The sequence below is a fragment of the Streptomyces sp. NPDC051218 genome (genome assembly GCF_044455475.1).
Taxonomy (GTDB): domain Bacteria; phylum Actinomycetota; class Actinomycetes; order Streptomycetales; family Streptomycetaceae; genus Streptomyces.
Map to the genome: position 1 here is coordinate 231,161 of NZ_JBITEU010000008.1, position 17,550 is coordinate 248,710.

A 17,550-nucleotide genomic window follows, 5' to 3' on the forward strand; every position below is an offset into this window, starting at 1 on the left:
GCGTGCTGCTCGGCCGGAGGCCCGGCCGGAGGCCTCACCGGGCGAAGGAGAGCATGCGGGCGTCGCCTTCCTCGCCCTTGCCGCCGTGACTCTTGCCCTCCAGGAGCGTGGGGGTCACGAAGAACCGCTTGTCGGCGTACAGGATGTTGCCGGCGAACATCGCGACCTCCATGGTCTGGGCCGGCGAGGTGTGCCGCAGCAGCACGTCCGGCTTGCCGCCGCCGCGGCCGAACCGCACGGTCTGCCCGCTCTTGTCGCCCCGCGGCCGCGCGTACGCGATCAACCCGGGCTTGTCGCCTCCGGCCACGGGGACGGGCACGATGTTCCGCCCGCTGACCGATCCGGACCACTTGGACTTCCCCGAACGGAGGTCGTAGGCAACGATCTTGTTCGGTCCGAGGAGGTCGTCCTTGGGTTCGCTCGCCAGATAGAGCGTGTCCGAATCGACAGCTCCCCCCGGGCAGTTCTGCACGCCCTCGCCGGAGTCCCCGGCCCCCGCGCACATCTCGAACTTCTGCGGGCCCTTGTCGAGACTGATCCAGGAGCGCTGATCACCCTTGTCGTCGACGGCGGCGACGGCCCACTTGTCCATCTCCTCGCGGTTCCTGACGGCGACCACGACGGGGTCCACGGAGTAGACCTTCTGGATGCTCCAGCCCTTCTTCGTCCGGTAGCTCCACTCGACGTCGCCCGTGCGGGGGTCGAGCTTCTTGAGCCTGCCGTGCGTGTTCGGGCTGCCCGGCTGACACGACTCCACCTGGAGCAGCCGCGTGCCGCCCGCGACGCCGTCGAGGGAGCAGCCGCCCTTCCGCTCCCTCTCGGTCGTGTAGAGCCGCTTGCCGTCGCTGATCCGGTAGGCGCGCATGGTGGCGTACGTGTCGACCAGGACGGTGCTGCCCGTGATGGAGACGTGCGTCGAGCTGGTGGAGTCCCAGAAGCCGCGGTCGACGAGTTCCTTGTGCCAGCCCTTGTCACCGGTCTTCAGGTCGATCATCCGCAGCTGATCGCACGACGTGTTCTGCTCGGACTTCTTCTTCGTGTACGCCACCACGACCTTGCCGTCCGGTGTGGGGTTCACCGGCGTGTCGCACACCGTGCCGGGCAGCACCACCGACCATGCCTTCGAGCCGTCGGCGGTGCGGTAGCCGGTGACCTCGTTGTACTCGGCCTGGGCCACGACGCCGGGCACATGCCAGAGGTCGAGGAGCTGCGCACCCTTGCCCGGCAGCTTGAGGTCGTTCATCGCGAGCCACGCCTTGGCCTCACCGGGCTTGCGCCCCGCGTTGACGTCGATCACGGCGGCCGACCCGTCGTCCTTGGCGTCGTCCCCCTGGTCCGGGCCGGCCGACTTCCCGTCACCGTCCGGCGACTGCCGGGTCTGTCCGGCGACGGGCTCACGGGAACCGCTGCCGTCCCCGTCCCCGTCCGCTCGCGTGACGGCGTAGAAGCCCACACCGACCAGGGCCAGGGCGACGGCGCCGGCCGCCAGGGCGAGGCCGAGCCTCCGCGAGGGACCGGCCGGCGGCGCCGGCTGGACGACGTAGGGGTTGCCGGGCACGGGCTGATGCACCGGCTCGGACTCACGATTGACCATGCCGCGATTCTGGCCCAATCAACACGGTTTCTAGAGCCACTTTCTAGAAAAAGTTTCATGGCCGGTTTCCGCTGCCGGTCCGCCCCCGGCCAGGTCGCCGAAACCGCTCGCCAGACGGGCGGCCGCCCTGCTTACATCTCCCCATGAGCGACCTTCACATCCGCCGCGCGACCCCTTCGGACATCGACACCGTGCTGCGGTTCTGGAGCGAAGCCGCCGAGGGAACGAGCATCAGCGACGACCACGACGGGGTGGCGCGTCTCATCGCGCGCGACCCCGAGGCCCTGCTGCTCGCGGAGCGCGACGCCCGCGTCGTCGGCACCGCGATCGCCGGGTTCGACGGCTGGCGCTGTCACCTCTACCGCCTGGCCGTGCACCCGGACCACCGCCGCCAGGGCATCGGCTCGGCGCTGCTCACCGCGGCCGAGGAGCGATTCGTGGGCCTCGGCGGGCGGCGCGGCGACGCCATGGTCCTGAACCGCAACGAACAGGCCCATCACACCTGGCACGCCGCGGGTTACGCCCCCGAGCCGCAGTGGAGCCGCTGGGTGAAGCCGCTGGGTGAAGCCGTTTCAACGGGCCTGACCGGGGGACCCCTCCGATCCCGGCCCGCAGTCGGTCCGTCGAGTGGGCTTTGCTGATCCTTTAACATGGACGGACCACTCGAACGTCTACGAAAGGTGTGAGCGTCCGCCCATGGGCGAGCCTCCTAGTACCCGACATCGCGCATTCGCCCGGTCCCTGCCCGATCATGGGACGGAGGTGACCCGATGACCGAAGTGCTCCTGCTCCTCGTGGCGGTGCTGCTCTCGCTTGCCTGCGGTGTCTTCGTCGCGGCCGAGTTCTCCCTCACGACGGTCGAGCGCAGCGAACTGGAGCGAGCCGCCGAACGCGGCGAGCGCGGTGCCGCCGGCGCCCTCAAGGCGGTCAAGAACCTCACCTTTCAGCTCTCCGGCGCCCAGCTGGGCATCACCGTCACCAACCTGGTCGTCGGCATGCTCTCCGAGTCCTCGATCGCCAAGCTGATCTCGGGCCCGCTGCGCGCCATGGGCATCCCGTCATCGGCGTCATCGTCGATCGCCCTGGTCATCGGCACGGCCCTGTCGACGGTCTTCCTGATGGTCGTCGGTGAGCTGGTCCCCAAGAACTGGGCGATCTCCTCCCCGCTGGCCGTCGCCAAACGGGTGGCGACCCCGCAGCGCCTGTTCAGCGCCCTGTTCCGCCCGTTCATCGCGCATCTGAACAACACCGCGAACCGTTCCGTACGCCGCTTCGGCATCGAGCCCACCGAGGAGCTGGCCTCCGCGCGCAGCCCCAAGGAGCTGGTGGCACTCGCCCGCCACTCCGCCAAGGAGGGCTCTCTGGAGGCGGACACCGCGGAGCTGTTCGTGCGCACCCTGAACCTCGCCGACCTCTCCGCGGAGAACGTGATGACGCCGCGGGTCCAGGTCATGGCCCTCGACGTGCAGGCCACCTGCGAGGACGTCGCGAACGCCACCCGGGCGACGGGTCTGTCCCGCTTTCCCGTCTACCGCGGCAACCTCGACTCGGTCGTCGGCGTCGCGCACATCAAGGACGTCCTGGCCATACCGGCCGAGCGCCGGGCGCGCTTCCCGGTCGCCGAGCTGATGCGCGAGCCCCTCCTGGTACCGGAGTCGCTGACCGTCGACCGTCTGCTCGACCGGCTCTCCGGCAAGCGCACGATGGCCGTGGTCATCGACGAGTACGGCGGCACGGCCGGCGTCGCGACCCTGGAGGACATCGTCGAGGAGGTCGTCGGCGAGGTGCGGGACGAGCACGACCCGCACGAGACGCCCGACATCGCCCCCGACGGCACGGACGGCGAAGGCCGCACGCGGTACTCCGCCGACGGCTCGGCCCGCACCGACCAGCTGGCCCGCGTCGGCCTGCGCGCGCCGGAGGGTCCCTACGAGACGCTCGCCGGACTCGTCGCGACCGAGCTCGGCCGTATCCCCGCCGATGGCGACAGCCTGGAGGTGGGCGGCTGGCGGCTGGACGTCGTGGACTCCCGGGGCCGCCGCGCGGCACGCGTCCTGCTGCACGCGCCCCTGCACGACGACCACCAGGAGGAGGAGCGATGACCGCCATCCAGTTGCTGATCGGCCTGGCGACCCTCGTCGTCAACGCCTTCTTCGTGGGCGCCGAGTTCGCCCTCATCTCCGTACGAAGGAGCCAGATCGAGCCGTACGCCGAGGACGACGACCGGCGTGCCAAGAGCGTGCTGTGGGGCCTGCGGCACGTGTCCGCGCTGCTCGCGGCGGCGCAGCTCGGCATCACGCTGTGCACGCTGGTGCTCGGCATCGTCGCCGAGCCCGCGATCGCGCACCTTCTTGAGCCGCTGTTCGACGGGGTCGGGGTGCCGCACGGTCTGGTCCACCCGATCTCGTTCGTCATCGCCCTGGCGCTCGCGACGTATCTGCACATGCTGCTCGGCGAGATGATCCCCAAGAACATCGCGCTGGCCGAGCCGGTACGCACGGCTCTGCTGCTCGGCCCGCCGCTGGTCGCGATCGCGCGGGCGCTGCGCCCGGTCATCTTCGCGATCAACGCCTTCGCCAACGGCCTCCTGAAGCTGCTCAGGGTCGAGGCGAAGGACGAGGTGAGCGCGTCCTTCTCGGACGACGAACTCGCCCGGATGGTCAAGGACTCCGGCGACGCCGGCCTGCTCGACGACCGCGCCCAGGAGCGGCTGCACGACGCCCTGGAGCTGGGCCGCCGCCCCGTCAGGGATGTGGTGCTCCCGCTGGAGAGCGTGGTCTACGCCCGCGTCGGCGTGACGCCCGAGGAGCTGGAGCGGCTTTCGGCGGAGTCCGGGTTCTCGCGCTTTCCCGTCGTGGACGACGGCCGTCGCATCGTCGGCTATCTCCACGTCAAGGACGCGCTCGACCGGATGCCGCGCGACCTGCCGTTCCGGGTGCCGGACATGCGCAAGATCGCTCAGGTCCGTGAGACCACGCCGCTGGACGACGTGCTGACCGCGATGCGGGGCAGCCGTACGCATGTGGCGGCGGTGCTCGGCTCCGACGGCAGGCTGGCCGGCATGGTCACGATGGAGGACGTACTGCGGGAGCTGTTCGGTCAGCCCGTGTGAACCGAGGAAGACCCGTGATCCGAGGGGGATGCGCACCGTGAGTCAGCTCGTCCTGCGCGACGTGTCGTACGGCTATCCGGAGCGGCCCGTACTCGAACGGGTCTCCCTGTCGGTGCGCCCCGGCGAGAAGGCGTGCGTCATCGGTGAGAACGGCTCGGGCAAGTCGACGCTGCTGCGCCTGGTGGCGGGCGAGTTCGCGCCCGCCGACGGCGAGGTGGCCGTCGTCTCGGACGGCGGCACGGGCTATCTCGCGCAGACGCTGCGCCTTCCGCCGCACGCCACCGTGCAGGACGCGGTGGACGACGCGCTCGTCGAACTGCGGGACCTGGAGCGGCGGATCCGCGAGGCCGAGGAGTCGCTCGGCGCCGCGGGTCCTGCCGAACTCGCCGCGTACGGGGACCTCGTCGCCGCCTTCGAGGCGCGTGACGGCTACCGGGCCGACGCGCGCCTCGAAGCCGCCCTGCACGGCCTCGGCGTCCCCCACCTGGAGCGTTCGCGCACGCTCGGCTCGCTGTCCGGCGGGGAGGCGGCGCGCCTCGCGCTCGCCTGCGTCCTGGCTCCGCAGCCCGAGCTGCTCCTCCTGGACGAGCCGACGAACCACCTGGACGACCAGGCGCTCGGCTGGCTCGAGGAGCGGCTGCGCGCCCACCGGGGCACGGTCGTCGCCGTCACCCACGACCGGGTCTTCCTCGACCGGGTCGCCGAGGTGATCGTCGAGGTCGACGGCGACCGCAGGTCCGTGGCCCGCTTCGGCGGCGGCTGGCACGGCTACCTCGAACAGCGCGCCACGGCACGCCGCCGCTGGGAGGAGCGCTACCGGGAGTGGAGCGAGGAGATCGCGCGCCAGGAACGGCTCGCGGACGGCGGCTCCGACCGGCTGGCGACGGGCTGGCGGATGAGCGACAGCCCCCGTTTCGCGGGCCATCAGCGGTCGGTGGAAGGCCAGCTCTCCGGGATCGTGCGCAACGCGCGCGAGCGCCTGCGCAGGCTGCGCGCGGACCCGGTGCCGCGCCCGCCCGACCCCCTCCACTTCACGGCCGGTGAAGGCCTGGAGGGCGGCGACCATCCCTTCGTACGCCCGGTCTCGCTCACGGACGTAGCGGTGGGCGCGCGCCTCGCCGTGTCCCACCTGCTCCTCGATCCGGGCTCCCGCACGCTGGTGACCGGGGTGAACGGCGCGGGCAAGTCGACGTTGCTCGCCGTCCTGGCCGGAGTGCTCACCCCGGATCGCGGAGAGGTGCAACTCCCGCCCCGCATCGGCTACTTGCCGCAGGAGATCGAGTACATCACGTACGAGGACACGACGAAGCCGCTGCTCGACGCGTTCGCGGCGGGCCTCGCGGGCCTGCCCGAAGACCACGCCCAGGCCCTCCTCTCCCTCGGCCTCTTCCGCGAGGAGGACCTGGCCGTGCCGGTGAAGGGGCTCTCCGTGGGCCAGCGCCGCCGTCTCGCGCTCGCCCGCCTGGTGACGCGCCCGGCCGACCTCCTCCTGCTCGACGAGCCGACGAACCACCTCTCCCCCGCGCTGGTCGAGGAACTCGACGAGGCACTGGCGGGCTACCGGGGCACGCTGGTCGTGGTGTCGCACGACCGAAGGCTCCGGGAGCGTTTCCGGGGCGAACGGATCTCGGTGGAGTCCGGGGTGCTGACCAGCTCCTAGGGCGTGACCTGGCGGCTGCGCGGGGCGGGCGTTTCCGTGATGCCCGGTCCGCGCGCCCCGGCGTTCGCGGCACCGACCGCCGTGAGCACGGCGAGCAGCGTCGCCATGCCCGCGGTGGCGAGCGCCGCCTTCCATTCGACGTCCAGGAGGGTGGTCGCACCGGCGACCAGGACGGCGGCGAGCGACTGAGCGAAGGTGCGGAGCGCGCGCTCCGCGGTGGCCTTCCAGAATCCAGCGGTCCACATGTCTGGCCCACCCTCTCGTGATTGACGGGTCAACACTTGGCATACCGCTGTTGCGTGCCGCTGCCCAGCAGGGCGGCGGAACCTTCCTCGGAGATCGAGCGGGTGGCCCGTCAGCGCCTCCGGTGAGCGCCTCGCCCGCGGGCCACGGCCTTCGCGTCCTTCTTGAACGCCCACTCCATGTCGGGCTCCATCGCGAACCGGAAGAGGCGCTGCACCGGCGGCGTGCAGAGCGCCGTGATGAGGGTCGCCGCGCCGAGCGTGACGGTGATCTCGCCGAGCGGTGTGTGCAGCCAGTCGAGGTCGTACCAGTCCCAGAAGCGGGAGCCCTTGGCGAGGAAGCCGTGCAGCAGGTAGCCGTAGAGCGTGCCGGCGCCCAGGGCCGTGAACCACAGCTTGCGGCCCGGCACCCAGGCGAAGAAGCACGCGACGAGCACCGCCGAGCAGCCGAACATCGCGAGGGTCATCACACCCCCGGACCAGCCGGGCGCCGCCAACTCCTGTGCGCTGTCCCGGCGGTAGAACCACGCCGCGTTCATCCGCGGCGCCGCCCAGTACGCGAACAGCAGGGCGCCGGCGAAGACGGGCAGCGCCAGGAGCCGGGCCTCCCGGCGGCGCACGATCTGGAAGTGTTCGGGCTTCAGGCACAGGCCGAGGACGAAGAACGGCAGGAACTGAAGGACCCGCTGCAGGTCGAGGTCGTCACCGATGTCCGGTGATACCGAGGCCAGTACGGCGATGGCGAGCGCTATCGGCAGGGGCCATCGCACCAGCTTCCAGAGCGGGGTGGTGAGCCGCCAGACGAAGAGCGCGACCAGGAACCACGTGAGGTACCAGGGGTCGAGCAGACTGATCGGGTACGTCGGGTCGTCGCCCGCCCAGCGCTTGAAGAAGGTGTACGCGACTTCGAAGATGACGTACGGCACGGCGATGCCCGTCACCAGGCGCTTGAGGCGGCCGGGGCTCGCGTCGAAACTCCGTGAGAAATAGCCGGAGATGACGATGAACGCCGGCATGTGGAAGGTGTAGACGGTGATGTAGAGCGCGGCCGCAGCCCGGCTGTCGCCGCGCAGCGGCTCCCACGCGTGGCCCATGGCGACCAGCACGATCGCCAGGTACTTGGCGTTGTCGAAGAACGAGTCCCGGCGTTTGACGGGAGGTTCGGGCGCCACGGTGGGGGCCGCCGGTGCCTTGGGAGGCACACTGCGCGCCGCGGGCAACGGCGTCCGCAGCGCCCCGCCCCTGTTCATCGCGCGGACCGGCTCACTCACGGGACCTCCCGGGGGAACCCGGGCCCGCGGTCTCGCTTCTGACGTCGATTGCGGGTGCTACACCTGTGTAGAACATCACGGGCACCCTAGCCATCGGAGCCCCCGCGCGTACAGCCGCGCCACCTGTGAATCGGCTGAGCTCCACCACGGCACCGAGCCGGGCCCGGCCGCTAGAGCGGGGTGGCCGCGCGGAGGATCAGGACCATCGTCACGGCGGAGTTCGCCGACGACATGGCGGAGACCGCGGCGCCCGCGGCGGCGGCCCACGCCGCGAGCCCCACCGCGGTGAACAGGGAGGGCCAGCTGCGTGCCGTGGGAGCCGGGCCGAGGAGCGCCGCGACCCGGCGGGGCACGGGCCCGGGAGCGGCGAGCCCGGCCAGGGTCGGGGCCGGGGCGCCCCGGGAGTGGAGCGCCGCCTTGCCGATCGCGCGGGCGACGGTCCTGCGGTCGCCGACGGCACGGGCCGCGTCCTCGTCCGCCCAGCGCTCGGTCGTGTAGGACACGGCGGTCCGCAGCGGACGCAGGAACGGATTGGCGCGCGCGGCCAATTGCACGGCGAGGAGGTGGCGGTGGTGCCGGGTCGCGAGGTGGGCGCGCTCGTGGGCGAACAGGGCGCGCCGCTCGGCGGGTTCGAGGCAGTCGAGCAGGGCGGTGGTGACCACGACCCGTTCGCGGGCGCCGCCGGGCAGCGCGTAGGCGTAAGGCACGTCGTCGGGCAGGACGGCCACGGCGGTGCCGGGCAGACCGGCCAGGGCCCGGTGGGCACCGCGGCGCACCCGGCGGTGGCGCCACAGTGTCCTGCCGCACGCCACGGCCACGGCGAGCAGCCCCGGAATGGCAAGGCGCCCCGCCACCTCGTCGTACGGGACCGCGGCGCGCACCTCGGGGTCCGACCAGCCGTCCGGCAGCGGGTTCCCCGGCAGCTGCGCCGTGCCGACGACCATCAGCAGGCAGAGGCACAGCGTGCTGGCGAGCGCCATGACGGCGGCGACCGTCGTGAGCAGCCGGGTGGCGGTCCTCGGGTGCAGCCGCTGCTCGGCGAGCCGGGCCACCGGCCAGGCCGTCAGCGGCAGCACCAACGGCAGCAGGACGAACATCCCCATGACGGTTCAGACGTCCTTCTCCGCCTCGTCCTGCCGCAGGAGCTCACGCAGCAGCCGCTCGTCACCCGGGGGCAGCTCGGTGAGGAAACTGGCGAGGACCGCCTGCCGGTCGCGCTCGCCGTCGAGCACCTTGCGCATCTTGCGTGCCGCGAGGCCCGCCTCGTCGGCCGACGGCGTCCACGCGAAGGAGCGGCCCTCGCGCTCGCGGGTCACGGCGCCCTTGTCCAGGAGCCGGCTCAAGATCGTCACGACGGTCGTGTACGCGAGGTCCGCGCCGAGCCGCTCCTGCACCCAGCCCGCGGTAGCGGGACCTTCCGCCTCGCGCAGGGCAGCCAGGACCTGCGCCTCCAGCTCACCCTGCCCCCGTCGCCGGGGACGCCGCCGCTGCTCCGCCACGCCCCTCTCCCTTCCACTGCCTCGTCGTCCTGGACGAGGCTAACGCCCGCCCGCCCGAGCTGCGCCGCCGGTCGGCGTCAGCGCGAGCGCCCCCTTCGATGCGGGCGAAAAACCGCGTTGCCCCGCCCCGCGGCGCCCCGTAAGGTCACTCGGGTGACTGCCGGGTCGGCCATGGGCCACGTACGAGTGAGGCACCCGGCCTCGGCGTGAGCGCGAGGCGGGCCAGAGCCCCGCCGATCCCTCTTCCGTCCTCCCTCCGGCGCCCCACGCGGCGCACCCTCAGCGGATCCAAGACCCGGAAGAGACCTCACACATGCCGCACGACCAGCACCAGCACGACCCCACTTCGCCTGTCACGACCGTCCAGTTGAACCACACCGTCGTTCACGCCAGGGACCGGCAGCTGTCGTCCGAGTTCCTCGCCGTGATCCTCGGCCTGAAGGTCGGCGCCCCGTTCGGGCCGTTCTTGCCCGTCGACCTCGGCAACGGCGTGACGCTCGACTACTACGAGCTGAGCGACGAGCCGATCCAGGCGCAGCACTACGCGTTCCTCGTGCCCGACGAACAGTTCGACGCCATGATCGCCCGCCTGGAGACGGTCGGGGTCACGTACTACGCCGACCCCGGCCACACCGAACCCGGCCACATCAACCGCTGGTTCGGCGGTCGCGGCGCGTACTTCGACGATCCGGACGGCCACAACATGGAGATCATGACCCGGCCGTACGCACGCCCTGGACATGCGTGACGCGCGACTCCTGTCTAGCGTCACGTGCATGAACACTGTCCCGCAGCGTTTCGAGATCCTGCTGGTCCCCGAGTTCACGGGGGACGGCGCGAGTACGACCGACGCCCGCGGCGCCCTGCGCTCGGCCGTCGTGGTGGCCACGGGCGAGACCGGGGCCTCCGGGTTCCCCCGGTACGCGGGTGACGGCATGGAGGCCGACATCGATCCCGAGACCCGCACCGTGGAGGCGCTCTTGGTCGACGGGTCCGAGCTGGACTACGGACTCTCGGTGCGGGTCGCGGAAGCGTAGGAGTCAGACGTAGGAGGCAGGTAACAGGCTTTGGGCGACCTGGTCACGGCGGCGGGGCCAGGTCGCCGGCCAGACGTGCCACCGCACGGGCGCTGAGGTCGACGGCCCCGATCCGGCGACCACGGGGGCGCGGGCGTGTCGACGCTCCCGAGCCGGGTGAAGCGCCCCCGGGCCGACTGATCGCCGGAGTTGGGGGTACTCGGCCGCCATGCGAACACGGAAGCAGTCGTTCGACCGCTGACGACATGTGCCCCGATCGGTGCCCGCGTCGCGTGGGTGCCCACCGGCAGGCCATCAGCGCCGAACGACCAACGAAACCAGCTGAATGGACCACGAGTTCAAGGGAGGCAGCCATGATCACCGCCGTCATCATCGCCGTGGTCGTCATCGCGGTAGCCGCCGTCCTCTTCGTCGGACTGCGGCGAGCCCGGGGCGGCGGAGGCGGCCTGAAGCATCGCTTCGGGCCCGAGTACGACCACACCGTCGCCCGTCATGGCGGGGACGTACGGGCAGCCGAACAGGAGCTCCGCGAGCGCGTACGGCTCCACGGCTCCGTCAAGACCGAGCCCCTGCCGCCCGGCGCGCGCGAGCGCTACGTGGCCCAGTGGGCCGGCGTCCAGGAGCAGTTCGTCGAATCACCGCAGCAGGCCGTCGTCGAGGCCGACGCGCTCCTTGCCCGACTGGCCAGGGACCGGGGCTTCCCCGACGGTGAGCGCTTCGATGAGCAGGTGGCCGCGCTCTCCGTCCACCACGGCCACTCCGTGCACGGCTACCGCAAGGTGCACACGGCGACCCGTGGGCAGGGCGGTACCGAGGAAATGCGCGAGGCCATGGTCGAGGCCCGGCGCCTCTTCGAGGCACTGGTCTCCGAGCACACGGTCGACTCCAACCGGCCCGGCGGAGACTCCACCGCCGACCGCGGCCACGCACCGTGGGCACTGCCCCGGCGTCACGCGAAGGGAAGTGGCACGTCATGACGGACGCACAGCACCGCACATCGCGCGAACAGGGCATCGGCACACCGCGCGAGCAGGCCCCCGGCACGCCCCGCGAGCAGGGCATCGGCAGCGGCGTCCCCGCTCCGGCCCCGGCTCACGCCGCGCCTCCCTCCCCTGCCGACGGCGCCCCGGGCTCCGGCTCCCACGCCGTTGGCTCCCACGCCCCCGGCTCCCACGTCGCGGGCTCCGAATCCGGCCCCGTGCTGCTTGCGCCGGACGAGCGGGACAAGTTCGGCCTGCGGCTGCAACAGGCTCTCAGCACCTTCGTCGAGAGCCCGCGCCAGGCGGTGGAAGAGGCTGACGGCCTCTTCGACGACGCCGTCAGGCATCTGACCGAGACCCTCACGGAACGACGCCGCACCCTGCGCGCGGGCTGGCAGGGCCACGACACCGAAGCGCATACGGAAGAACTGCGCCTCGCGCTGCGCCAGTACCGCGAAGCGACGGAAAGGCTCCTGAGCATCTAGGTCCGGTTACGTACGCGCACGACAGCGGGCCCCGGCGGATCGAAATCCGTCGGGGCCCGCTGTCGTGCGTACGACCGGTGCGCGGTGTCAGTCCGTGCCGGACTCCATCGCGGCGCGGTCCAGCATCGACTCCTCGTCCGTGGTCTCGCCGCGCGAGGCGATCGCCTCCGCGCCGCCGCCGTCCATGGCGCCGATCAGACCGGTCGACGCCGCCTGCGCGGCGCCGATCGGCGTCGGGTGGCCGGAGCCGACCAGGCCCAGGCCCGCGTACTGCTCAAGGCGCGCGCGGGAGTCGGCGATGTCGAGGTTCCGCATGGTGAGCTGGCCGATCCGGTCCACCGGGCCGAACGCCGAGTCCTCGGTCCGCTCCATGGAGAGCTTGTCCGGGTGGTAGCTGAACGCCGGGCCCGTGGTGTCGAGGATCGAGTAGTCCTCGCCGCGCCGCAGCCGCAACGTCACCTCTCCGGTGATCGCCGCGCCGACCCAGCGCTGCAGCGACTCGCGGATCATCAGCGCCTGCGGGTCGAGCCAGCGGCCCTCGTACATCAGCCGGCCGAGGCGACGGCCCTCGTTGTGGTACGCGGCCAGGGTGTCCTCGTTGTGGATCGCGTTGACGAGGCGCTCGTAGGCGATGTGCAGGAGGGCCATGCCGGGCGCCTCGTAGATGCCGCGGCTCTTCGCCTCGATGATCCGGTTCTCGATCTGGTCGGACATGCCGAGGCCGTGCCGGCCGCCGATCGCGTTGACCTCCATGACGAGGTCGACCGGGGAGGAGAACTCCTTGCCGTTGACCGTGACGGGGCGGCCCTGGTCGAAGCCGATCGTCACGTCCTCCGTGTCGATCTCCACCGCCGGGTCCCAGAACCGCACGCCCATGATCGGGTCGACGGTCTCCAGGCCGGTGTCGAGGTGCTCGAGCGTCTTGGCCTCGTGCGTGGCGCCCCAGATGTTGGCGTCCGTCGAGTAGGCCTTCTCCGTCGAGTCGCGGTAGGGCAGCTGGTGCGCCAGCAGCCACTCCGACATCTCCTTGCGGCCGCCGAGCTCCGTCACGAAGTCCGCGTCGAGCCAGGGCTTGTAGATCCGCAGGTGCGGGTTGGCGAGCAGCCCGTACCGGTAGAACCGCTCGATGTCGTTGCCCTTGAAGGTGGAGCCGTCGCCCCAGATCTGCACCCCGTCCTCCAGCATCGCCCGCACCAGGAGCGTGCCGGTCACGGCGCGGCCCAGCGGCGTGGTGTTGAAGTACGGACGCCCGCCCGACCTGATGTGGAAGGCACCGCACGCGAGTGCGGCAAGCCCCTCCTCGACCAGCGCCTCACGGCAGTCGACGAGCCGGGTGATCTCGGCGCCGTACGCGGAGGCACGGCCGGGCACGGAGGCGATGTCGGGCTCGTCGTACTGACCGATGTCGGCGGTGTACGTGCAGGGGACGGCGCCCTTGTCACGCATCCAGGCGACGGCGACCGAGGTGTCGAGACCGCCGGAGAAGGCAATGCCGACGCGCTCGCCGGTGGGGAGGGAGGTGAGGACCTTGGACATAGGAAGAGTATGCATGACTTCGCATGACCATGCAACGTCGTGCGCGAGAGCCGTTCAAAGTCGGCGCGTGAGCGGTTCAATCGGCCTGCAATACCGCTGGTGGCAGGCCATATCTCCTTAATGCTTAGGATGTGCAAGTGCTTGGATACCGCATCAGAACGGCCACCGCCGACGACCTCGACGCCGCGCGAGCCGTCATGCTCGACACCGTCTACCACGACTTCGGCACGGGATACGTGCCGCGCTGGCACGGCGACATCATCGACCTCGACGGCGCGTATCTGGGCCCCGCCCGCCACACCCTGCTCGTCGCGGTGGACGAGCGCGACGGGGCGGTCGCGGCCACCGCCGCCCTCGACTCCCGCGGCCCGGCACACCCGCCGAACCCTCGCTGGATCGCCGACCGCTTCCCCTCGGGCGAGACGGCGCAGCTGCGGCGCGTCTACGTGCGGGCCGAGCACCGGCGCCGCGGCCTCGCCCGGCAGCTGGTCGGCGAGCTCCTGGAGTTCGCCGCGACGGACGGCGGATACCGCTCCGTCTATCTGCACACCGACCCGGCGGTGACCGGCGCCGAGGGCTTCTGGCGCTCCCTGGGGAAGGTCGTGCACGACGAGCGCGAGGACGGCGGGGCGTCGCGCGTCATGCACTTCGAGGTGCCCATGCGGCAGCCGCAGGCCCCGTAGTAGGTAGCCCGAACTCCCCGGGCACAGACATGACCCCACCCCATTAATGGAAATGGTTGTCATGTAATCTGTGGCCGCACTTCCGGACACCCCCACCCCGAGAACGAGGACCATGCGCTCCGTCCGCCCCCGGCCCCTCCCCCTCATAGCCGGCCTGCTCGTCGCCCCGCTGCTCGCCGGCTGTTTCGCGGCCAAGAACGACGCGTCCGGCGACACCACGGAAGGCGCCCGGCTGAAGGTCGCGCTGGCCTTCCCTCCCTCCGAGAACTTCTCCCCGTACGGCGCCGACGCCACCCTCCTCAGCCGTCTCGGCGTCACCGAGGGCCTGACGAAGCTGGACGCGAACGGCGCCGCCGCTCCCGCGCTCGCCGCGTCCTGGAAGCAGGAGGGCGACCGCGGCTGGCTGTTCACCCTGCGCCAGGCCGCATTCCAGGACGGCAGCCGTGTCACACCGGCCGCCGTCGCGTCGGCCCTTACCCACGCGGGCAAGGCCGAGCCCGTCACCGCCGCGCTGTCCGGTGCGTCGCTCACCGCCGAGCCCGTCGGCGACGACCAGGTCCGGCTCACCACCAAGGCCCCGGACCCGGCGCTGCCGCTGCGCCTGTCGAGCCCCGGCCTCGCCGTGCTCTCCGCGAAGGCGTACGAGAAGGGGGACAAGGTCAGCCCGGTCGGCACCGCCACGGGGCCCTTCGAGCTCACGAAGACCACCGGCGCCACCGCGGCCACCCTCGACCGCTTCGACGACTACTGGGGCGGTCGCGCGCAGGCCTCCGGCGTCGACGCGCGGTTCATCGCCGACGGCACCGCGCGCACCAACGCCCTGCGCACCGGCGACGTGGACATCGCCGAGGCCGTCCCCGTCTCGCAGGCCGCCTCCCTCGACAAGGGGCACGGCCGCGAGACCGCCACGGCCCGCACCACCGCCCTCCAGCTCAACACGGAGAAGGGCGCCTTCAAGGACCCCGGCCTGCGCGCCGCGGCCCGCGCCGCGATCAACACCTCCGCGCTCGCCAAGGACGTGTACGAGGGTCACGCCGACACCGGCAAGGGCATCTTCGGCCCCGCCCTGAACTGGGCCGACGGGAAGCGCAAGAAGCCGGAGGACCGGGCGCGGGCCACCTCGCCCGGCGGCAAGTCCATCACCCTGGCCACGTACGACAACCGGCCCGAGCTGCCCGAGGTCGCCCAGGTGCTCAAGCAGCAGCTGCAGAAGGCCGGGTTCAAGGTGACGCTGGAGGTGCGTGAGTCCTCCCGCATCGAGGGTGACGCGCTGGCGGGGAAGTTCGACGCGTTCGTCGGCGCACGCAACACGATGCTCGACACCGGCGACCCCGTTTCGGTCCTCGCCAGCGACTACACCTGCGACGGCAGCTACAACCTCTCCCAGCTGTGCGACACCTCGGTCGACAAGGCCGTGCGCAAGGCCGAGAACACGGCCGACACCGCGAAGCGGCAGGCCGCGACCATGGCCGCCGAGTCCGCGATCCTCGGCACCGACGCGGTCGTTCCGCTGGTCCATCAGCGGATCATCACGGGCGTCGGCGGTTCGGTGCGGGGCGAGATCCTCGACCCGTACGAGCGGGCGCTTGTCGCTACCGGCACCAGGCGCTGAGGACCCGTGCGAAAAGGGCTCGTCCGCGGACCGGCGCTGCTCTGGCGCGTGGTCATCGCCGTCGCGCTGCTGTGCCTGATCGGTCTGCTGCCCTGGCTCTCGCGCACCGACCCGGCGCTCACCGTGCTCAAGGCGCGGGCCGCGGAGCGCACACCCACCCCGGAGGCCCTGGCGGCCGTCCGCGCCGAACTCGGCCTGGATGACGGCCCGTTGCATCTGCTCGGCCAGTGGGCGGGTGGGCTGCTGCACGGGGACGCCGGGCGGTCGTGGATCTCCGGCGAAGCGGTACTGCCCCCCGTGACCGAGGCTCTGGGTGTCTCCTTGCTGCTCATGTCGGCGGCGCTTGCGGTGGCCGTCGTGACGGCCGGCGCGGTGTGCGCCCGCACCCTGTGGCTCGGCTCCCGGCGCAGGCTCTCCGGGCGGAGGCGCTCGGGCGGTGGGGCCGCGGTCGTGGCCACGCTGCCCGAGTTCCTGACCGCGTCGGTGCTCGCCACCGTGGTCGGTGTGCAGCTCGGCTGGCTGCCCGCCCTCGGCTGGTACGGGCCCCAGTGGCTCGTGCTGCCGGCGCTCTCGCTCGGGCTGCCTGCCGGTGCGCTGCTCGGGCGGCTCCTCGACGACCTGCTGCCCGGCGCCTTCGCCGAACCCTGGGCGCGGGCCGCCGCGGCCCGCGGCATCCCGCACGGACGCATCGCGCGCCAGGCGCTGCGCCGCTGCTTCCCCGGACTGCTGCCGAACGTCGGTCTGTTCGTCGTGGGCCTGACCGGTGGCGCGGTCGCCGTGGAGCAGGTCTTCGACATTCCCGGGCTCGGCCGCACCACTCTCCAGGCCGCGGTGGCACAGGATCTGCCGGTGCTCCAGGCAGGCACGCTCGCGCTCGTCCTGCTCGCCGCCGTGGCGGGCGGTCTCTTCCGCCTCGCGTCCCGGCTCACGACCGGCCCCGCGCTGCGCGACGGAGCCCTTCCGACGCTGCACCTTCCCGAGCGCCCCGCGCCCAGCCGCCTGCCACTCCTGTACGGCGGTGTCCTCCTCGGCATCATCCTCTTCAGCCTGGCCCGGGACCCGCTCGCCCTGGACACCGCGGCCCGGCTCCAGGCCCCGTCCCTGGCCCACCCGTTCGGCACGGACGCCCTGGGGCGCGATGTCCTGGCCCGGGTCGGCCACGGCGCGCTCCACACGATCGCACTGGCCCTGGGGATCAGCGCCTTCGCCCTGGCGGCCGGTGTCCTGCTCGGTCTTCTGCCACGGTTCTCCGGCCCCCTTCTCGACACGCTCAACGCGATACCCCCCACCCTGGCCGGCCTCCTGATCGCGGGGGTCGCCGGCAGCGGAGCGGCCACCCCCGCGATCGCCGTGGCCGCCGTCGCGTGGGTTCCGCTCGCCGCCCATACCGCCGCCCTGCTCCTCCAGGAGCGCGCCACGCTGCACTTGACGGCGACACGGAGTCTGGGCGCGGGCCGTCGGCACCAGCTACGGCACCATCTGCTGCCCGCGGTGCTGCCGCCCGTCACCCGCCACGCGCTGCTACGGCTGCCCGCGGTCGCGCTGGCCATCGCCGCCCTCGGCTTCCTCGGCCTCGGCGCGCAGCCACCGTCCCCCGAGTGGGGGCTGCTGCTCGCCGAGAACCAGCCCTACGCCGAACGCGCCCCCTGGGCCCTGCTCGCGCCGGCGGCCGCGCTCGCTCTCCTCGGCGCTCTCGCGGTGACGGCGGCGGGCGGGGTACCGGTCCCCCGGCGGCTGCGACGCAAGGGCCGACCCGATGAACGCTCTCCCACGGCCGACGTACGGTCCACCGAGCGGGAGTTGACCTCGGCCGGGACGGCAGCCCGGTGAGCGATCGAC

At 72.1% G+C, this 17,550-nt stretch carries 17 protein-coding genes; 11 read left to right on the plus strand and 6 right to left on the minus strand.

Features of this window, described 5'->3' with window-relative positions; all coding sequences use genetic code 11:
* Positions 1 to 34: 34 nt before the first annotated feature.
* Entirely contained in the window at positions 35 to 1,594 is a 1,560-nt protein-coding gene (locus ACIBCK_RS24560; RefSeq protein ID WP_399393518.1) for a PQQ-binding-like beta-propeller repeat protein, read from the minus strand.
* A gap of 143 nt (positions 1,595 to 1,737) precedes the next feature.
* On the opposite strand from ACIBCK_RS24560, the gene ACIBCK_RS24565 reads away from it, so the two are divergent.
* The 4 genes from ACIBCK_RS24565 (at position 1,738) to abc-f (ending at position 6,366) form a co-directional block, all read left to right on the plus strand.
* Positions 1,738 to 2,235, plus strand: a complete 498-nt coding sequence (locus tag ACIBCK_RS24565) for a GNAT family N-acetyltransferase (protein WP_399393520.1) — start codon at positions 1,738 to 1,740, stop codon at positions 2,233 to 2,235.
* Between the two features lie 129 nt (positions 2,236 to 2,364).
* Positions 2,365 to 3,696 carry a hemolysin family protein gene (locus ACIBCK_RS24570; protein ID WP_399393522.1) on the plus strand — a complete coding sequence of 444 codons (1,332 nt, stop codon included), beginning with the start codon at positions 2,365 to 2,367 and terminating at the stop codon, positions 3,694 to 3,696.
* Complete coding sequence (locus ACIBCK_RS24575; protein WP_399393523.1) at positions 3,693 to 4,706, plus strand: hemolysin family protein; 1,014 nt, start codon at positions 3,693 to 3,695, stop codon at positions 4,704 to 4,706. Before ACIBCK_RS24570 ends, ACIBCK_RS24575 begins: the two co-directional genes overlap by 4 nt.
* 28 nt (positions 4,707 to 4,734) lie before the next feature.
* The gene (gene abc-f, locus ACIBCK_RS24580; protein WP_399393524.1) at positions 4,735 to 6,366 is read left to right on the plus strand and encodes a ribosomal protection-like ABC-F family protein; all 1,632 of its coding nucleotides are present in this window, start codon (positions 4,735 to 4,737) and stop codon (positions 6,364 to 6,366) included.
* Here the strand turns inward: abc-f and ACIBCK_RS24585 are convergent.
* The 4 genes from ACIBCK_RS24585 to ACIBCK_RS24600 all read right to left on the minus strand — a co-directional run bounded on the left by ACIBCK_RS24585 (position 6,363) and on the right by ACIBCK_RS24600 (position 9,378).
* The gene (locus ACIBCK_RS24585) at positions 6,363 to 6,611 is read right to left on the minus strand and encodes a holin (RefSeq protein ID WP_367047354.1); all 249 of its coding nucleotides are present in this window, start codon (positions 6,609 to 6,611) and stop codon (positions 6,363 to 6,365) included. The two genes, abc-f and ACIBCK_RS24585, sit on opposite strands and share 4 nt — an antisense overlap.
* Before the next feature lie 110 nt (positions 6,612 to 6,721).
* Positions 6,722 to 7,858 (minus strand): acyltransferase family protein, encoded by a 1,137-nt coding sequence (locus tag ACIBCK_RS24590; RefSeq protein ID WP_399393935.1) that lies wholly within the window; start codon positions 7,856 to 7,858, stop codon positions 6,722 to 6,724.
* 191 nt (positions 7,859 to 8,049) lie between these two features.
* Positions 8,050 to 8,982, minus strand: a complete 933-nt coding sequence (locus ACIBCK_RS24595; RefSeq protein WP_399393526.1) for a M56 family metallopeptidase — start codon at positions 8,980 to 8,982, stop codon at positions 8,050 to 8,052.
* 6 nt (positions 8,983 to 8,988) lie between these two features.
* Positions 8,989 to 9,378 carry a BlaI/MecI/CopY family transcriptional regulator gene (locus tag ACIBCK_RS24600; protein WP_399393528.1) on the minus strand — a complete coding sequence of 130 codons (390 nt, stop codon included), beginning with the start codon at positions 9,376 to 9,378 and terminating at the stop codon, positions 8,989 to 8,991.
* A 313-nt stretch (positions 9,379 to 9,691) separates the two neighbouring features.
* Between ACIBCK_RS24600 and ACIBCK_RS24605 the strand changes: the two genes are divergently transcribed.
* The 4 genes from ACIBCK_RS24605 (at position 9,692) to ACIBCK_RS24620 (ending at position 11,880) form a co-directional block, all read left to right on the plus strand.
* Positions 9,692 to 10,126 carry a VOC family protein gene (locus tag ACIBCK_RS24605; protein WP_399393529.1) on the plus strand — a complete coding sequence of 145 codons (435 nt, stop codon included), beginning with the start codon at positions 9,692 to 9,694 and terminating at the stop codon, positions 10,124 to 10,126.
* Positions 10,127 to 10,154: 28 nt separating this feature from the next.
* The gene (locus ACIBCK_RS24610; protein ID WP_399393531.1) at positions 10,155 to 10,415 is read left to right on the plus strand and encodes a hypothetical protein; all 261 of its coding nucleotides are present in this window, start codon (positions 10,155 to 10,157) and stop codon (positions 10,413 to 10,415) included.
* Between the two features lie 353 nt (positions 10,416 to 10,768).
* A complete protein-coding gene (locus ACIBCK_RS24615) occupies positions 10,769 to 11,392 on the plus strand; it encodes a hypothetical protein (RefSeq protein WP_399393533.1) in 624 nt (207 codons plus the stop codon).
* Complete coding sequence (locus tag ACIBCK_RS24620; protein ID WP_399393535.1) at positions 11,389 to 11,880, plus strand: hypothetical protein; 492 nt, start codon at positions 11,389 to 11,391, stop codon at positions 11,878 to 11,880. Before ACIBCK_RS24615 ends, ACIBCK_RS24620 begins: the two co-directional genes overlap by 4 nt.
* An 87-nt stretch (positions 11,881 to 11,967) precedes the next feature.
* Here ACIBCK_RS24620 and argG read toward each other — a convergent pair whose 3' ends face one another.
* Complete coding sequence (gene argG / locus ACIBCK_RS24625) at positions 11,968 to 13,416, minus strand: argininosuccinate synthase (RefSeq protein WP_399393537.1); 1,449 nt, start codon at positions 13,414 to 13,416, stop codon at positions 11,968 to 11,970.
* A gap of 137 nt (positions 13,417 to 13,553) precedes the next feature.
* On the opposite strand from argG, the gene ACIBCK_RS24630 reads away from it, so the two are divergent.
* The 3 genes from ACIBCK_RS24630 to ACIBCK_RS24640 all read left to right on the plus strand — a co-directional run bounded on the left by ACIBCK_RS24630 (position 13,554) and on the right by ACIBCK_RS24640 (position 17,541).
* A complete protein-coding gene (locus tag ACIBCK_RS24630) occupies positions 13,554 to 14,099 on the plus strand; it encodes a GNAT family N-acetyltransferase (RefSeq protein ID WP_399393538.1) in 546 nt (181 codons plus the stop codon).
* A gap of 112 nt (positions 14,100 to 14,211) precedes the next feature.
* Positions 14,212 to 15,711, plus strand: coding sequence for an ABC transporter substrate-binding protein (locus ACIBCK_RS24635; RefSeq protein WP_399393540.1), 1,500 nt, complete (start codon positions 14,212 to 14,214; stop codon positions 15,709 to 15,711).
* Between the two features lie 6 nt (positions 15,712 to 15,717).
* Complete coding sequence (locus ACIBCK_RS24640) at positions 15,718 to 17,541, plus strand: ABC transporter permease subunit (protein ID WP_399393542.1); 1,824 nt, start codon at positions 15,718 to 15,720, stop codon at positions 17,539 to 17,541.
* The last annotated feature ends 9 nt before the right edge of the window (positions 17,542 to 17,550 follow it).